The 16,006-nt window shown below is 67.8% G+C and carries 13 protein-coding genes; 4 read left to right on the top strand and 9 right to left on the bottom strand.

Annotation, left to right across the window (positions count from 1 at the left end; all coding sequences use genetic code 11):
* Together VB739_RS09045 and VB739_RS09050 are read right to left on the bottom strand one after the other, a co-directional pair.
* Positions 1 to 474, bottom strand: a 474-nt coding sequence (locus VB739_RS09045; RefSeq protein WP_323356751.1) for an NTP transferase domain-containing protein, incomplete at its 3' end; no start/stop codon positions are given.
* Complete coding sequence (locus VB739_RS09050; RefSeq protein WP_416233316.1) at positions 471 to 932, bottom strand: nitrate reductase associated protein; 462 nt, start codon at positions 930 to 932, stop codon at positions 471 to 473. The genes VB739_RS09050 and VB739_RS09045, both read right to left, overlap by 4 nt.
* Before the next feature lie 231 nt (positions 933 to 1,163).
* Here VB739_RS09050 and VB739_RS09055 point away from each other — a divergent pair, with 231 nt between their 5' ends.
* Positions 1,164 to 1,640, top strand: a complete 477-nt coding sequence (locus VB739_RS09055; protein WP_216906771.1) for a redox protein — start codon at positions 1,164 to 1,166, stop codon at positions 1,638 to 1,640.
* Positions 1,641 to 1,649: 9 nt separating this feature from the next.
* Here VB739_RS09055 and VB739_RS09060 read toward each other — a convergent pair whose 3' ends face one another.
* From VB739_RS09060 to VB739_RS09085, 6 genes are all read right to left on the bottom strand, one after another.
* The gene (locus tag VB739_RS09060; protein WP_323356753.1) at positions 1,650 to 3,773 is read right to left on the bottom strand and encodes a putative bifunctional diguanylate cyclase/phosphodiesterase; all 2,124 of its coding nucleotides are present in this window, start codon (positions 3,771 to 3,773) and stop codon (positions 1,650 to 1,652) included.
* A 232-nt stretch (positions 3,774 to 4,005) separates the two neighbouring features.
* Positions 4,006 to 6,093 carry a transglutaminase family protein gene (locus VB739_RS09065; RefSeq protein WP_323356754.1) on the bottom strand — a complete coding sequence of 696 codons (2,088 nt, stop codon included), beginning with the start codon at positions 6,091 to 6,093 and terminating at the stop codon, positions 4,006 to 4,008.
* Positions 6,094 to 6,109: 16 nt separating this feature from the next.
* Entirely contained in the window at positions 6,110 to 8,536 is a 2,427-nt protein-coding gene (locus VB739_RS09070) for a glycogen/starch/alpha-glucan phosphorylase (RefSeq protein WP_323356755.1), read from the bottom strand.
* A 106-nt stretch (positions 8,537 to 8,642) separates the two neighbouring features.
* A complete protein-coding gene (locus VB739_RS09075; RefSeq protein ID WP_323356756.1) occupies positions 8,643 to 9,542 on the bottom strand; it encodes a transglutaminase family protein in 900 nt (299 codons plus the stop codon).
* A complete protein-coding gene (locus VB739_RS09080; RefSeq protein WP_323356757.1) occupies positions 9,527 to 10,507 on the bottom strand; it encodes an alpha-E domain-containing protein in 981 nt (326 codons plus the stop codon). The genes VB739_RS09075 and VB739_RS09080 overlap by 16 nt, the downstream gene beginning before the upstream one ends.
* Positions 10,501 to 11,940 (bottom strand): circularly permuted type 2 ATP-grasp protein, encoded by a 1,440-nt coding sequence (locus tag VB739_RS09085; protein WP_323356758.1) that lies wholly within the window; start codon positions 11,938 to 11,940, stop codon positions 10,501 to 10,503. The genes VB739_RS09080 and VB739_RS09085 overlap by 7 nt, the downstream gene beginning before the upstream one ends.
* A 263-nt stretch (positions 11,941 to 12,203) precedes the next feature.
* Here VB739_RS09085 and VB739_RS09090 point away from each other — a divergent pair, with 263 nt between their 5' ends.
* From VB739_RS09090 to VB739_RS09100, 3 genes are all read left to right on the top strand, one after another.
* On the top strand, positions 12,204 to 12,665 hold the full coding sequence (locus VB739_RS09090) for a PilZ domain-containing protein (protein WP_323356759.1): 462 nt from the start codon (positions 12,204 to 12,206) through the stop codon (positions 12,663 to 12,665).
* 68 nt (positions 12,666 to 12,733) lie between these two features.
* Complete coding sequence (locus tag VB739_RS09095; protein WP_323356760.1) at positions 12,734 to 13,534, top strand: hypothetical protein; 801 nt, start codon at positions 12,734 to 12,736, stop codon at positions 13,532 to 13,534.
* Positions 13,509 to 14,294: a hypothetical protein gene (locus VB739_RS09100; RefSeq protein WP_323356761.1), complete on the top strand. Its 786-nt coding sequence runs from the start codon at positions 13,509 to 13,511 to the stop codon at positions 14,292 to 14,294. The genes VB739_RS09095 and VB739_RS09100 overlap by 26 nt, the downstream gene beginning before the upstream one ends.
* Here VB739_RS09100 and ureC read toward each other — a convergent pair.
* Positions 14,279 to 16,003, bottom strand: coding sequence for an urease subunit alpha (gene ureC, locus VB739_RS09105; RefSeq protein WP_323356762.1), 1,725 nt, complete (start codon positions 16,001 to 16,003; stop codon positions 14,279 to 14,281). The genes VB739_RS09100 and ureC overlap by 16 nt on opposite strands.
* Positions 16,004 to 16,006: the final 3 nt, after the last annotated feature.

The raw sequence follows: 16,006 nt of genomic DNA on the forward strand, positions 1-16,006 counted from the left end.
GCCCAGGCGCCGGCGGCGGTCGGCATGGGCGGGATAGACACCCAGCAGTGGCTGCAGCCGCCGGGCGTCGTGGGCCAGGTGGATGGCCGCGGGGACCGCCAGGCTCGTGGAAGCGGCCGCCACCAGAGCCTCAAGGGCGGCCGTCTGCAGCCAGGGCATGTCCACCGGACAGAGCAGCAGGTCCTGGTCCGGGTGGTGGTGCATCAATCGGACGAGGGCCAGCAGCGGTCCCTCCCGGGGGGGCGGCTCCTCCAGGACATGGACCCGGTTGCCAAGCCCGTCCCGCAGGCACAGCGCCAGGGCCTGATGGGCCCGGTGGTGGCTGACCAGGGTGATCGGCAGCGGCAACGCCGCCAGCTGGGCCAGGCTGAACTCCAGCCAGGTGCCCCCGGCGGGATGGGGCAGCAGGGCCTTGTCCGTGCCCATGCGGCGACTGGCGCCGCCGCTGAGCAGGCAGGCCCTCAGGCCACTCATGCCTCGATGCCGAACTCGGCGAAGGCCCGCGGCAGGTTGCGGTGCTCGTGGCCCGGATGGCTGAGCTTCACCAGGGCGAAGCGCTGCAGCTCATCGAGCTCCCCCCAGGCGTGGGGCGGCAGGGTCAGGCCCAGTTGCTGGCAGGAGGCGAGCAACACCTGCGGGGAAGCATCGCCCTGCTGCCACGGGGCGCCGCAGGCGGGCTCCAATCGGCCCGCAGCGCCGGCCGCCATGCCGGCCGTGCGCTGGCTGAGCCAGTGGTCCAGCTCCGCCAGGGCAGCGGGGTCGTCCGGCCAGGCCAACAGCCGTTGCCGCTCCTGGTCGCTGAGGTCGCCCCAGTGGCTCAGCTTCAACTTGACGCCGACCAGGTCCAGCTTGCGCCGCACCGCCATCGGGATGCAGCGCAGGTCGCCGACGAAGTCGGCCTCGAAGCCGAAACAATGGTCGTGGCGGCCCATGGGCCCGGCGCGCAGGAGGTTCACCCTAGGCATCACCACCACTGGAACTGGCCCAAGACCTGCGGGCTTTCGTAGCCGATCTCACCGTGGGACCCCGCCAGGATTAGGTTCACTGAAGAGATCACAGAGGCTTCTGACGAAGTCGCCCCCATGACCGCCACCGTCCCGTCGAGAGACGAGCTGCAAGGCCGCCCACCCAGCGGTGCCGCCCAGGGGCCCCGTCCAGCTCCGATGTTTGAGCTGATCCCCTACGAGAAGTTCCGGGACACCCCGTCGGTGCGGTTCTTCGACATCACAGTGCCCACGTCCAACAAGCGGGATCTGGTGGTGCATTCGGGTCCGGCGATCAGCCCGCCCGACTGTCAGGAGTCCGGCAGCTGGCAGTTCTATCTCCATCCCCACCAGGAGGACAACCTGCTGGCCATGCACGGCGGCCGCACCTTCTTCCTGGTCAACCTGGGCTGGAACTACCCGTATCACATTGTTCGCCTCGACTGCGGCGGCGACATCCTGCGCATTCCCCCCGGCACGTTCCACCGTTCCGTCTCTGATCCCGATGGCTCCCTGGTGCTCAACCAGGCCGTGCGCGAGGAGGGCGCCAGCGTGGTGCGCGAATTCCGCGTGTACAACAGCCACCGCATCCCACGGCTCTTCGCCGTGACCTCCAAGACCGCGCCCCTGCCCAAGCTTCACGGGGTGAGCTGGTAAGCGCTGGCTTCAGGCTGCGGCAGCGACCTGCAACAGGGAGCCGAAGGCGTCGGCGGACATGGGCCTGCCCAGCAGGTGCCCCTGGAACTGGTCGCAGCCGAGGTTCTGCAGCATCCGCAGCTGCTCACGGGTTTCCACCCCTTCGGCCAGGGTCATCAATCCCAGCTCCTTGGCCATCACGATGGTGGCCTTGACGATGGCCAGGTCGGCATCGTCGTTGCCAAGGCGGTCGACGAAGAAGCGGTCGATCTTGAGCTTGTCGAGGGGCAGGGAATGGAGCATGGCCAACGAGGAGTAGCCCGTGCCGAAGTCGTCGATGGCCAGGCTGAATCCGCTCTCGGCGAGCTGCCGCAGTTGTTCGCCGGCACGGCCTGGATCGTTGAGCAAGGCCGTTTCGGTGATCTCCAGTTCAAGATTCTCTGGCAACAGGCCGTAGTTCTGCAGCGCCCCGGCCAGCAGATCGGCCAGGGAGGGATGCTCGGCCCCCAGCTGCAGGGCCGAGATGTTGATCGCCACTTTCCCCGGCCTCAGCCCCTGCCTGTGCCAGGCGTGCAGTTGACGGCAGGCTTCTTCGATCACCCAGAGGCCGATGCTGTGGATCTGGCCGGTCTTCTCCGCCAGCGGAATGAACACGTTCGGGGATACCATCCGGCCGCTCTGGTCCCGCCAGCGCAGCAGCGCCTCGGCCCCCGCAATCCGGCTGCCACCCCGATCGATCTGGGGTTGGTAATACAGCCGCAGCTGCTCCCGGTCAATGGCCCGGGCCAGGCCCAGCTCCAGCTCGAGGCGCTCGCGCAGCTGCAGGCTGATCTCCGGGGTGTAGAAGCGCAGCTGGTTCTTGCCGTGCTGCTTGGCCTCCATCAAGGCCGTGTTGGCGCAGCGCAGCAGGGTGTCGGGATCGAGGCCGTGGTCGGGGGCCAGGGCCACCCCCAGCGAGGCGCTGGGCTGGACCGCCAGGCCCGTGCCCATCCCGGGGGTGTTGCCAAGGGTGCGGCGGATCTCCTCAGCCCACTGCAGAGCCTGGCCCCGGTCGGCCATGGGCAGGGAGCGCAGCAGGATGAATTCATCACTGCCGACCCGGGCCAGCCAGTCATCCGGCCGCAGCAGGTGGCGCAGGCAGGTGCCGCTGGCCTGGAGCACCTGGTTGCCGATCTCATGACCCAGGCTGTTATTGATCGACTGGAAGTTGTCGAGATCGAGGTTGATCAGGGCGATGCTGTACTCCGTGCCGGAGCGGCGCAGCAGTCGGGCCAGCTGACGAACGGCGGCGGCCTTGTTGGGCAGCCTGGTGAGGGGATCGACGAAGGCGATGCGCTCCAGTCGCTGCTGAATCTCGTGCTGTTCGCTGATGTCCTGAACCGTTCCCACCGTGAACAGCGGTCGTCCGTCGTCGTCGAGGGTCGTGCGTCCCCGCTCCAGCACCACCTTGAGCTGGCCATTGCCAAGCAGCAGACGATGCTCGATCCGATAAGGCTGGCCCGAGCGGAAGGAGTCCTGGAAGGTGGCATCCACCAGGGGACGATCCTCCGGATGCACCGTCCTGAGGAACACCTCGTAGGACGGCGCCGTCAGCTCCGGGGCGGTATTGAAGATGCTGTAGGCCTCGTTCGACCAGAGCAGTTCTCCGGTGCGATGGTTCAACTCCCAGCTGCCCACGTGGGTGAGTTGCTCGGCCTCCTGGAGCAGCGAGCCCAGCCGGGAGCTTTCCCGCAAGGCCGTGTCCAGATCGCTGCGGTCACGGTGGCTGACAAGGGCCACCAGCCGTCCCCGTAACTCCAGCACCTGATAGCTGACGGAGACGTCCCGGCAGGTGCCGGAACGGGCTCGGTGGCGCGTGGCGAAACTGCCCCTTGGCTGCTGGCGCATCACCCGCAGCTGATCCAGTAACCGATCATCGGACAGGTCCCCATCCGCCTGAATCGCAGCTGGATTCAATGTGAGGAAGTGGTCCCGCTCATAGCCAAGCCGTTCGTGGGCGGAACGGTTGCAATCAATGAAATGGCCAGTGGCGAGATCGAGGACAACGAGATCATCGCTGCCCAGGTCAGCGGCAAAACGCAGGGCATCGCCGACGCTGTCGACGCAAGGAATCAGCCCCTGTTCTGACGGGGTGCTGAACCAGAAAGATTGCACTGGTGCTTCCATTCACCAGGGATGTTAGGCATCGTTTTCGGTGCTGACCAGGCTGGAGAAGGAAAATCTCCTTCCCTCCCGAAGTGATTCGCGATAACTGCAGCGCTCCTGAGAAATGGGCTGGGAATGTGGCCTCAAGCTGTCTGAAGAGTGAAAGAAAGAGAAGAATTTGATGGCGCTGAACGCTCTCCCCGGCTGTGGTTGTGGTGCAGGCCGCTGCTCACGCAGACGGTCAGCCGATCCGCAGATCGATGGTGTGGTCGGTGGGGCGCTGACGCCCCTGCCAGGCGGGCGCGCCAGGAACGAACCCGGGCACCAGGCAGGGTTCAAAGCGATGGCCATCGGGGTGCAGGCGGAAGCCGCTATCCCCGCCGGGGGCGCGCAGCACGAGCTCCAGCGGCATGTGCGGCTCGATCGCCGGATGCAGGCACGGGTAAAGCCGTTGGAAGCGGAAGCGCACCGCCAGCACCTGGGACGCCCCCTCTTCAGCGGGCTCAAGCGGCAGGGGTCGACCGTTCACCAGCAGCTGGCAGTCCCGACGGAACGCCGGGTTGGCCACCACCTCGAAGCGGCGCAGGGAGCCGTCGATGAACCGGCTGGTGAAGCCCCCCTGCACCGGGGTGTCGCAGATCAGGGGCCAGGGCTCGGGGGCGGGCCGCAGTTCCAGGGCCGGTGCCACGTCGGTGGAGCTGGCCTCCCCCTGCCAGCGCAGCAGGGGCGGAAAGCGCCACTCCCAGATGGCACGGAACGGCGCCGGATCGAGGGCCAGCCCATCTTCCGCCAGGTCAGCCAGGATGCCCTCCAGATCAGCCCACAGCTGGCTGGGCAGCAGCTGGCGGTCGTGCAGGGTGGAGCCCCAGTCGTGCAGCTGGGTGGGGCGGTGGCGGGGCTCCAGCAGGTGGGCTGCCAGGGCCGTCCAGAGCAGGGCGATGGTGCTGCTCCACGCCATGCTGGGCAGGCTTTCCAGGGCCCGGAACTCCACCAGGCCGAGGCAACCGGCCGGGGCCCCGGGGTTCCAGAACTTGTCGAAGCTGATCTCGCTGCGGTGGTTGTTGCCGCTGCGGTCGGCATGGAGATGGCGCAACGTTTCGCCGATCAGGCCCCGGACATCCCCGAAGGGTTCGCTCGAGGGCTGGCCCTCCGCCTGCTCGATGGCGCGGTAGGCCAGTTCCAGATCAAAGCATTCACCGATCGCCTCGTCCGGCCGTGGCGACTGGGAGGAGGGACCCACCCCGGGGCCACAGAACAGGTAGGCCAGTGACGGGTGCCGTTGCCAGTAGCGCAGGATTCCCGTGAGCCAGGCCGGCCGGGAGAAGAAGGGATGGTGGTCCAGGTCGGGCCCGCCCCAGAGCAGATGGTTGCCGCCACCGGTGCCCTCCTGGCGGCCATCGCCCAGCTCCTTCCAGCTGCGCAGACCAACGCGCGCGCCGACCTCCTCCAGCCGTTGCAGCCACTGGTGGTACTCCTGCCAGCTGTGGCAGACGGGCAAGTTGATCTCCAGCACGCCCGGATCGGCCGTCAGGCCCAGCACCTGCCAGCGCTCGCCGGCATCGAAGGGCAGCACGCCGCTGAGCCGCGGCGCGGCCAGGTCGCCGAGGCTGTCGGCCACCGCCTGCAGCAACAGACGCAGCGGTTCACGCTCCAGAGGCGGCAGAAACAGTTCCCAGCCTTCAGGATCGATCTCCAGGGTGAGCACCTGGCGGGGCACATCCTCGGGCAGGTGCTCCAGGGGCAGGCGCAGGCCGGCCGGACCGGGGGCACCGGTGAGCTCCCGCAGGCTGTCCTCCAGGGGCCAGGGCGCCACCTTCCAGGTCACCGGTGTCGTCCCGTCCGTCGTCTCCGCGGCAGCGACGCTCAAGGGGGCCGCCCAGGCCCGCCGCTCGGGATCGAGCGGATCCCGCAGCAGCACCGGCTGGAGCGTGAGGCCCAGGAGCCCACCCAGGCGCTCCAACCAGGCCGGGCCTTCGCTGGCCTTCAGCGGTGAACCCTCCAGACCGGGCTGGCAGAAGCCGGGCCAGCGGACCGGCGCCGTGCCGTCGTCGCCCAGGAACAGCCGCAGGGCCCAGCGGGGATTGACCTCGCCGTCGTAGCGCTTGCCAGGGCAGTAGAGCAGCGTGCTGCCGCGCCAGACCCGCTGCTGCAGGTCCCGGGCCATGGCCCGGGCGATGGCCAGCTTGGTGGGGCCATCGGCCGTGACGCTCCACTCGGGCCCCTCCGGCTCGAGGGGCACCAGCGTGGGCTCACCGCCGAGGGTGAGCTGGATGCCGGCGGCACGCAGGCGGGACTCGGCCGCCTCGGCCACCCGTTCCATCCAGCTCATGCGGGTTGCGGAAGGCTCATGGGGACGACTGGGGAATCACGCTGCAGGAGTTGACGGGGACCGGGACCACCTTCCAGATGCGTTCGGCATACTCCTGGATGGACCGGTCGCTGCTGAAGAAGCCGCAGCGGGCGGTGTTCAGCACGGACATCATGCTCCACCGTCCTGCGTCGCACCAGGCGCCGTCAACCTCGTTCTGGGCGCGGCGGTAATCGCCCAGGTCGGCCATCACCCGGAAGGGGTCGCTGCTGCAGAGGTTGGCCAGCAGGGGGTGGAACAGGTCGCGGTCGCCTTCGCTGAAGTGGCCCGAGCCGATCAGGTCGATGGCCTCCTTGGCCAGGGCGTCGTTCTCCAGCCAGGGCATCGGGTGGTAGCCGTTGCGGTTGATGGCGGCCAGCTGCTCGGCGGTGTGGCCGAACAGGAAGAAATTGTCGTCGCCGACCCTGTCCCGGATCTCGATGTTGGCCCCATCGAGCGTGCCGATCGTGAGCGCCCCGTTGAGGGACATTTTCATGTTGCCGGTGCCTGAGGCCTCCATACCAGCGGTGGAGATCTGCTCGGAGAGGTCCACCGCTGGATAGATCTTCTGGCCCAGCTTGACGCTGAAGTTGGGCAGGAAGATCACCCGCAGACGGCCGTCCATCGCCGGGTCGATGTTGATGATCTCCGCCATGCCCACGATCAGGCGGATGATCAGCTTGGCCATGGCATAGCCAGGGGCCGCCTTGCCGCCGAAGATCACCGTGCGCGGCGGCAGATCCTCCCCGGCCCGCAGCCGCAGGTAGCGCTCCACCACCTGCAGGGCCGCCATGTGCTGGCGTTTGTACTCGTGGATGCGCTTCACCTGGACATCGAACAGCGAAGACGGATCCACCAGGACGCCCGTGTCCTGGCGGATCGTGGCCGCCAGTCGCTCCTTGGCCTGCTCGCGCACCCCCTGCCAGCGCTCCAGGAAGGCGGCGTCGGTGGCCAGGGGCTCCAGCTTGCGGAGCTGGTCGAGGTGCCGGCACCAATCGGTGCCGATGGCGTCGTTGAGCAGCTCGGCCAGGGGTGGGTTGGCCACCGCCAGCCAGCGCCGCGGCGTGACGCCGTTGGTGATGTTGGTGAAGCGCTCGGGCCAGACCTGGGCGAACTCGGCGAACAGGTTCTCCTTCAGCAGGCGGCTGTGCAGCTCCGCCACGCCGTTGACCGTGTGGCTGCCCACCACGGCCAGATGGGCCATGCGCACCTTGCGGTGCGGGCCCTCCTCGATCAGCGACAACCGCTCCAGCAGGTCGGGCTGGCCGGGGAATCGGATGCGCAGGGTGCGCAGGAAGCGGGCATTGATCTCGAAGATGATCTGCAGCTGGCGGGGCAGCAACTGCTGGAACAGTTCCAGACCCCAGGCCTCCAGGGCCTCGGGCAGCAGGGTGTGGTTCGTGTAGCTGATCGTGGCGGTGGTGATGCTCCAGGCGGTGTCCCAGTCGACCCCGTGCTCATCGATCAGCAGGCGCATCAGCTCCGCCACGGCGATCGCCGGGTGGGTGTCGTTGAGCTGCACCGCGAACTTGCGATGGAACTCCGTGACCGGAATCCCCTGGCTGCCGAGGATGCGGAACATGTCCTGCAGGGAGCAGGAGACGAAAAAGATCTGCTGACTGAGCCGCAGGCGCTTGCCCTGCTCCAGCTCATCGTTGGGATAGAGCACCTTGGAGAGGGTTTCCGACTGCACCTTGTGCAGCACGGCCCGGGTGTAGTCGCCGGCATTGAAGGAGGCGAAGTCGAAGGCGTCCGGCGCCTGGGCCGACCACAGCCGCAGGGTGTTGGCGGTGTGCACGCCGTAGCCCAGGATCGGGGTGTCGTAGGCGACGCCGATCACGGTCTGACCGCCGATCACCACCGGATAGCTCCATTCCGGCCGGATCACCTCCCAGGGGTTACCCCGGGCCAGCCACGGGTCGGTGCTCTCCATCTGGCCGGTGGGACCGATCTGCTGGCGGAAGATGCCGAACTCATAGCGGATGCCGTAGCCGATGGCCGGTAGCTCCAGGGTGGCCATCGACTCCTGGAAGCAGGCCGCCAGCCGGCCCAGGCCGCCATTGCCCAGGCCCGGTTCCGGCTCCTCCGCCAGCATCTCCTCGAGGGTGAGCCCCAGGGCCTCGCAGGCGGCCCTGGCCTCCTCCCGCAGCCCGAGGCTCACCAGGTTGTTCTCCAGGTGGGGGCCCAGCAGGTATTCCGCCGACATGTACGTGGCGGTGCGCACATGCTGGCTGGTGTAGGTGTCCACGGTGTCCACCCAGCTGGTCAGCAGGATGTCCCTCACCGCCAGCGACAGACAGACGTAATGGTCGTGGGTGGTGGCGAGGGAGGCCGACTTGGCCTGGCTGGAGAACAGATGGCGGCGCATCGCCTCCAGGAGGGCCTGCCCCTTGGGTGGGCAGGGGGCGGGAGTGGAGCTTGCCATGGGGGAGATGCCGTGGGTGGCGACGTGGGACCTGTCCTGGCCTGGGGAGTGCCGCAGCCGCTGCACCATCGGATACAGGCGGGCGCTCCTTAAGAGTGGCTTTCTTTCAGCGCTGCAGCACCCCGTGCCAGGAAGCGCCCATGGGAGCGGGCTCCAGCAGCTCCGCCTCGATGGTCCAGTCCAGTTCGCTTTCCACCCCGGTGGGACCCGAAAAACTACCGTTCACCGCCGCCGTGAGGGTGGGTTTGGAGGAGGTGGCCAGGGTGATGTAGCGGTCGTCAATGCTGCCCTTGCCGCTGGGGTCAAAGCCCCGCCAACCCGCACCGGGCAGGTAGACCTCGGCCCAGGCATGCAGGTCGTACTGCTTCGGCGGGGGCTCCACCAGGTGGTAGCCGCTCACGAACCGGGACGGCAGGCCGGCGCAGCGGCAGGTCTCGATCATCAGCATCGCCAGGTCGCGGCAGGAGCCGACCCGCTCCTTGAGGGTGCGGCCCGCCGGCCAGGCGGGCCCCACGTGCCGCTGGGTGTACTTGACCCTGTCCTTGATGATCTCAACGAGCTGCTCAAGAAACATCAGCCCGCGCTGGTCGCTGCCCATCAGCGCTTCCTGGGCCAGATCCACCGCGGCCGGGTCGTGCTGGCCGTTGGGCAGCCACCCCTCCAGAGAACCCAGCAGATCACCATTGAGGTGGCCCACGGGGTAGGGCAGCAGCGGCTCCTGGTCCTCCAGACAGGCAGCCAGGGCCGGGGGCGGCGTGGTCTCCACATCGCTGATCGCCTGCACCCGGAAGTTCTCGGTGCTGCCCTCGAAGCGGGCCCGCAGGATCTCATCGCCACTGGCCGCCACCAGCGGATAGAGCAGGGACGGTTCCGGGCTGACGGCCAGGTGGAAATGGAGCAGGCGCTGGAAACCGTGGCCCCGGGGCTTCAGGCAGAAACGGTGCGGACCCAGGAAGACCGGCGCGCTGTAGCGGTAGTTGAAGGTGTGGGTCAGGCGGGCTCGCATGCCGCCTCCTGACTGGAGGTACTGCTCGGGGGAGCGATGAAGTAGCGCGCTTCGACCAGCTCATGCAGGCGGTTGAGATCCGACTGGAAGTGGTCGATGGCTTCGTGCAGCCCGGTGGCGACGAGCTCGTCGATCCTGGTGAAACTCCAGTGGGCCAGGGTGAGCCCGATCAGGCATTCCAGGTCGTCCGCGGGCCGCGGCACCGAACTGCCGCGGATGATCCGCAGCGTGTCGCTGATCCGCTCCAGGCAGTAGCGCACCGAACGGGGGAAGATCGGATCCAGCAGCAGGAAGGCGGCCACGGCCTTCGGTTCGATGGCCTGCTGGCTCGACTGCCGGAACATCTGGTAGGCCCCCGCCGAGCGCAGCAGGGAGATCCACTGCAGCTCATCGAGCACCCCGCCCACCTCCTCAGGCGAAGGCAGCAGCAGAAAGTATTTGACGTCCAGGATCCGGGTGGTCTTGTCGGCCCGCTCCAGCAGTCGCCCCAACCGACTGAACTGCCAGGAGAGGTCGCGGCTGAGGGTGGCGTCCGTGATCCCGTAGAAGAGCTGGCAGGCGCGCCGGATCTCCCGCAGCTGCTCCTGGGGCGGCTGCTGCCAGAAGGCCTCCTCCTGCAACGTCCAGTAGATGTCGTTGATCTGCTCCCACATTTCCGTGGTGATCACTTCCCGGATCTGCCGGGCGTTCTCCCGGGCGTTGCCGATGCAGTTGAGAACGCTGCTGGGGTTGTCGGCCTCCCGCACCAGGAAGTGGATCACGGCCTCGGGCGTGACATCCGGACAGAGCTCATCGAAGAGCTTGCGGTCGCCGCTGGCCTCGATCAGGGGGAGCCAGGGTTCAGCGCTGCCGGGAGGGCAGTCGAGGGCCATCGCCTCGCTCACCTCAACGAAGCGGGAGATGTTCTCAGCCCGTTCGACGTTGCGGTTGATCCAGTAAAGGGAATCGGCGACGCGGCTCAGCATGGGGCTTCATCCACGATCCAGGTGTCCTTGCAGCCGCCACCCTGGGAGGAGTTGACCACCAGGGAACCGCGCCGCAGGGCCACGCGGGTGAGGCCGCCGGGGCTCACCCAGGCCTCCTTGCCGCGCAGCACGTAGGGCCGCAGATCGACGTGGCAGGGGTAGAGCTCCCCTTCGCTCAGGGAAGGCACTGTGGAGAGTTCCAGGGTGGGCTGGGCGATGTAGTTGCGGGGATCGGCCTGGATCTTGATGGCGAACTCGGCGATCTCCGCCTGGCTCGCATGGGGGCCGATGAGCATGCCGTAGCCACCGGCTTCCGCCACCGCCTTCACCACCAGCTCCCCGAGGTGCTCCAGCACATAAGCCTGGTCGTCGGGGCGTGAACAGATGTAGGTGGGAACGTTCTCGATGATGGGCTCCTCATCCAGGTAGTAGCGGATCATCTCGCCCACATAGGCATAGATGAGCTTGTCGTCGGCCACGCCGGTGCCCGGGGCATTGGCGATGGCCACACGGCCCGCGGCGTAGGCCCCCATCAAGCCCCGCACCCCCAGCAGGGAATCAGGGCGGAAGACCGCCGGATCGAGGAAGTCGTCGTCGATGCGGCGGTAGATCACATCGACCGCCTCGAGGCCGGCGGTGCTGCGCATCCACACCCGATCTCCTTCGCAGACCAGGTCGCGGCCCTCCACCAGCTGGATCCCCATCTGCTGGGCGAGGTAGCTGTGCTCGAAGTAAGCGCTGTTGAACACCCCGGGCGTGAGCAGCACCACCTTGGGCGTGTCGGTCCAGGGGGCCAGCTCCCGCAGGGTCTGCAGCAGATGGGAGGGATAGTCATCGATGGGCTGCACCGTGCGCCCGGCGAACAGGCTCGGGAACATGCGCTTCATCACCCGCCGGTTCTCGAGGAAGTAGGCCACCCCCGAGGGGCAGCGCAGGTTGTCCTCCAACACCCGCCAGGTGCCGTCGCCGTCGCGCACCAGATCCAGGCCCGAGATGTGGCACCAGCGGCCGAGGGGCGGCTGGAAGCCCTGCATCTGGGGCCGCCAGCCATGGGAGCTTTCCACGTCGGCCCTGGGCACCACGCCGTCGGCCAGGATTTTCTGATCGCCATAGACGTCGGCCAGGAAGCGATCGATCGCCTCCAGTCGCTGGATCAGGCCCCGCTCCAGACGCTCCCAGTCCTGGGCCCCGATCAGGCGGGGGAGGGGATCGAAGGGCAGGATGCGCTCCACACCCTTGCTGTCGGAATCGTTGAGCCGGAAGGTGGCCCCGAGGCGCTTGAGCAGCATGCCGGCAGCCACGTGGTTGCGGTTCAACTGGTCCAGTCCCATCTGGCCCAGGGACGACAGCAACGGCTTGAGGGTGGCCCTGGGCTGGTCGGTGGAGGTGAAGTACTCGTCGTATCCGTGGTTCGGTTTGTACTGACTGAACATTCCAGGCCCTTCCACGCGGTTGGATCCTGCAGTGCCGCAGGGGGGGGCACCCGTTGCCGTTGTTACGAAAACCTGGGGCGCTCTGGGCCGATCGCTACGGTCAGTCCCCGCTGAGTCACCAGCCTGGCCAATCCGGAGGCCCTACCCCTCCATAGGAATAGCGTTTTCATAAGCATCGTTCCCTACGGGACTCAAGGGGTTCAGGATTGACACATAGGGAGGAGAGGTACCCAATGCTGACCCACAAGTCCGGGGCCCAACCCTTGAGATCCTCCTGCGCATCGGGCGTCCTGCCGCGCGACCAGGAACGGACCGGCAACCGTAAGGACAAGCGGGCCTACGCCCGCCACTCGATCGAGAGCTGCCGCACGATCGCGCTGCGGCGCCTGGATGACGCGCGCAGGCCCTGCGGTCGCTGGTTCCTCGCCGACATCGTCGATGTGGGCGAAGGTGGCATGTGCCTGATCGCCTCGGAGGAACAGTCGCTTGAGATGGGGCAATGGTTTCTGATGGACCTGCGCGCCCATCCCGGCTTCGGCCAGTTGCGGATGCAGGCCCAGTTGCGCTGGCTCACCCGGGCCCACTTTGCCCTCACCTTTGGTGTGGCCTTTGAAACGCCCCTGAAAGAGGTGCCGGTGCTGTCGGTGGAGCGGCGCAACCAGCGCCGGGATCCCAACCTGGAGGACTGGGCCATCGCGGAGGAGCGGGAACTGGCGCCGTCCTGAGGGGACGCCTGTGTGGCGCGCAGGCATGTCTTAAGTATTCTCTATGAAACAGAGCTGACTGAAGTCCAGTGGCCCATACGCCGATCTCCAACGCAGGCCTGGTCACCTCCGCTGTTCTCGCGGCAGGCCTGGCGCTGGCTCCGGCACCGTCCCAGGCCATCGGCACCACCTTCAGCTTCAACCTCGGCAGCGCCACCGCCAGCCCCGCAGCCCCCCTGGCCGCGCCGAACAAGACCTTCACCGCCACCGCCGACGGCCGCTCGCTCAACCTGGTGTTTCAGAACGCCCAGCGACCCAACGGCAATGCCAAGCCGGTGAGTGCGACCGCCGACGGCCTCTGCATCTACAAGGCCGGCGGGGCGGGCCTCGACGACGTCGGCCGCACCAACTGTGGTCGCCGCAACCCCGGCAACGGGACGGGCGTGGCCAACCAGGAGTCCATCGAACTGTTCTTCGACCAGCAGGTGGAGCTGCTCAGCTATCGCTACGGCAGCCTCCTGGTGGGCCGGGGCAATCCCCTGCTCACCTGGGGCGATCCCAACAGTCCCGTGGTGTCCACCGAAACCCTGTTCGACAAACAGATCGACACCAGCTACGCCTTCACCAACCCCTTCATCGTCCAGGCCAACCAGATCCTCACCATCACCGGCACCGGCGGCGGCCGTGGCACCAGTTCCACCCAGGCCTTGCTCAGCGGGCTGGTGGTGCGGGCCTTCCCCCAGGAACCACCCGCTGCCTCGATCGTTCCCGGTCCCCTGCCCCTGCTCGGGGCCATGGCGGCCTTCGGCTGGAGCCGCCGGCTGCGTTCCCGCCTGAGCCACTCCGGTCCCGTCGCCCCCAGTCGTGACCGCAACGGTTCCCCGGCTTGAGCCAGGGGGCCCGTCGGGCCCCCTTTCATCCCTGGCTTCGATCCTGCTCGCCACGGCCCTCGCCCTCGGCGGCCTGTTCGTCCTGGCCGTGGTGGCCGGGGCTCTTCCGGTTCAGGTGCTGCAGCGCGACTGGCAGCAGCGCTGCATCGAACTGGTGATCGCCAACTCCGGGTTCCCGATCGTGGGATTCGTGCTTGTGCACCTGGCGGCCCATGTGGAGCCGGAACGGGCGGAGCTCTTTCAGCTCCGCCAGCGGCTGCGGCGCTGGGCAGTTCTGATCACGTGTCTGTACCTGCTGCTCATCCCCCTGCAGCTCTCCATCAGCGTGCGGCTGTTCAGCGACCGCGCCGCCCTGCAGACCCAGCAGCGGCGCCTGGTCAGCGATCAGTTCAGCGGCTTCGCGGCCCTGATCCGCTCGGCCCCTGATGCCCTCAGCCTGCAGCGGCAGCTGGCGGCGGCCGATGGACCAGCCCTGACCGCAGCCGATCTGGCCAAGCCGATGCCGGTGCTGCGCCAGGACCTCCTGGCCGCCCTGCGCCAGGCCGAGGCCGCCATGCCCGCCAGCATTCAGCAGGCCACCCCCCTGGCCCCCCTGGTCTGGGCGGCCCTTCGCGATGGCCTGCGCCTGAACGGCTCAGCCCTGCTGATGGCGGTCGCCTTCGCCGCCGGTGCCCAGGGCCGCACCAGCAGCCGCACCCTGCTGACGCGCCTGCTCATGGTCTGGAAGTCGGTACGCCGGCGCCGCTACAGCAAGAAATAGCGCTGCGCCATCGGTAGCACCTCCGCCGGTTCGCAGGTGAGCAGTTCGCCGTCGGCGAAGACCTCGTAGGTCTGGGGGTCCACCTCCACCTTGGGCAGGGCGGTGTTGTTGCGCATCTGGGCCTTGCCGATGCCGCGGGTCTGCACCACCGGCACGCAGGCCCGCTTCAGGCCAAGACGGCTGGGCAGGTCGGCCTCGAGGGAAGCCTGGCTGACGAAGTTGAGGCAGCTGCCCGCCAGCGCTCCGCCGTAGGCGGCGAACATGGGCCGGCCGTGCACGGGGCCCGGGGTGGGGATCGAGGCGTTGGCATCGCCCATCTGGGCCCAGACGATCGAGCCCCCCTTGATCACCAGCTCCGGCTTGACACCGAAGAAGCCCGGCTTCCACAGCACCAGATCGGCCAGCTTGCCCACTTCCACCGAGCCGATCTGGCTGTCGAGGCCATGGGCGATGGCGGGATTGATCGTGAGCTTGGCGATGTAGCGCTTCAGGCGGGTGTTGTCGTTGCGGCCGCCGCGGGGGCCGGCGGCGTCCTCGGGGAGGAATCCACGCTGCACCTTCATTTTGTGGGCCGTCTGGAAGGTGCGGGTGATCACCTCACCCACGCGACCCATGGCCTGGGAATCGCTGGCGATGATGCTGAAGGCGCCCAGGTCGTGGAGGATGTCCTCGGCGGCGATCGTCTCGCGGCGGATGCGCGATTCGGCGAAGGCCACGTCCTCTGGAATGCGGGGATCGAGGTGGTGGCACACCATCAGCATGTCGAGGTGCTCCTCGAGGGTGTTGACGGTGTAAGGCTTGGTGGGGTTGGTGGAACTGGGCAGCACGTTGGGCTCGCCGCAGATGCGGATGATGTCGGGGGCGTGGCCGCCGCCGGCCCCCTCGGTGTGGAAGGTGTGGATGGTGCGGCCGCCGATGGCCCGGATCGTGTCCTCAACGAACCCGGCTTCGTTGAGGGTGTCGGAGTGGATGCAGACCTGCACGTCGTACTTGTCGGCCACCGTGAGGCAGCAGTCGATCGCCGCCGGGGTGGTGCCCCAGTCCTCGTGCAGCTTCAGGCCGCAGGCCCCGGCGCGGATCTGCTCCTCGATCGCTGCGGGAGTGCTGGCGTTGCCCTTGCCGTAGAAGCCCAGGTTGATCGGCAGCCCCTCGGCGGCCTGCAGCATGCGGGCCAGGTGGAAGGCGCCGGGGGTGCAGGTGGTGGCATTGGTGCCGGTGGCCGGGCCGGTGCCGCCGCCGAGCAGGGTGGTGACCCCGGAGGCGAGGGCGGTTTCGATCTGCTGGGGGCAGATGAAGTGGATGTGGGTGTCGATCGCCCCGGCGGTGACGATGTGCCCCTCACCGGCGATGGCCTCGGTGCCCGGCCCCACCACGATCGTGACCCCATCGGTGATGTCGGGGTTGCCCGCCTTGCCGATGGCGCAGATGCGGCCGTCCCTCAGGCCGATATCGGCCTTGACGATGCCCCACCAGTCGAGGATCAGGGCATTGGTGATCACGGTGTCGACGGCCCCTTCGGAGCGGGGCGTCTGGGCCTGGCCCATGCCGTCGCGGATCACCTTGCCGCCGCCGAACTTCACCTCATCGCCGTAGGTGGTGCAGTCGCTCTCCACCTCCAGGATCAGTTCGGTGTCGGCCAGCCGCAGCCGGTCTCCGGTGGTGGGGCCGTAGGTCTCGGCGTAGGCGCGACGATCGATGCGGTAAGCCATGGC

Origin of the sequence: Cyanobium gracile UHCC 0281, from assembly GCF_034931305.1 — a bacterium.
GTDB lineage: Bacteria > Cyanobacteriota > Cyanobacteriia > PCC-6307 > Cyanobiaceae > Cyanobium > Cyanobium gracile_A.

Bases quoted from the DNA above. Each gene is read 5' to 3' on its own strand.
- VB739_RS09050 (WP_416233316.1), bottom strand. From the start codon at position 932: ATGGGCCGCCACGACCATTGTTTCGGCTTCGAGGCCGACTTCGTCGGC.
- VB739_RS09055 (WP_216906771.1), top strand. From the start codon at position 1,164: ATGTTTGAGCTGATCCCCTACGAGAAGTTCCGGGACACCCCGTCGGTG.
- VB739_RS09065 (WP_323356754.1), bottom strand. From the start codon at position 6,093: ATGAGCTGGATGGAACGGGTGGCCGAGGCGGCCGAGTCCCGCCTGCGT.
- VB739_RS09070 (WP_323356755.1), bottom strand. From the start codon at position 8,536: ATGGCAAGCTCCACTCCCGCCCCCTGCCCACCCAAGGGGCAGGCCCTC.
- VB739_RS09075 (WP_323356756.1), bottom strand. From the start codon at position 9,542: ATGCGAGCCCGCCTGACCCACACCTTCAACTACCGCTACAGCGCGCCG.
- VB739_RS09080 (WP_323356757.1), bottom strand. From the start codon at position 10,507: ATGCTGAGCCGCGTCGCCGATTCCCTTTACTGGATCAACCGCAACGTC.
- VB739_RS09085 (WP_323356758.1), bottom strand. From the start codon at position 11,940: ATGTTCAGTCAGTACAAACCGAACCACGGATACGACGAGTACTTCACC.
- ureC (WP_323356762.1), bottom strand. From the start codon at position 16,003: ATGGCTTACCGCATCGATCGTCGCGCCTACGCCGAGACCTACGGCCCC.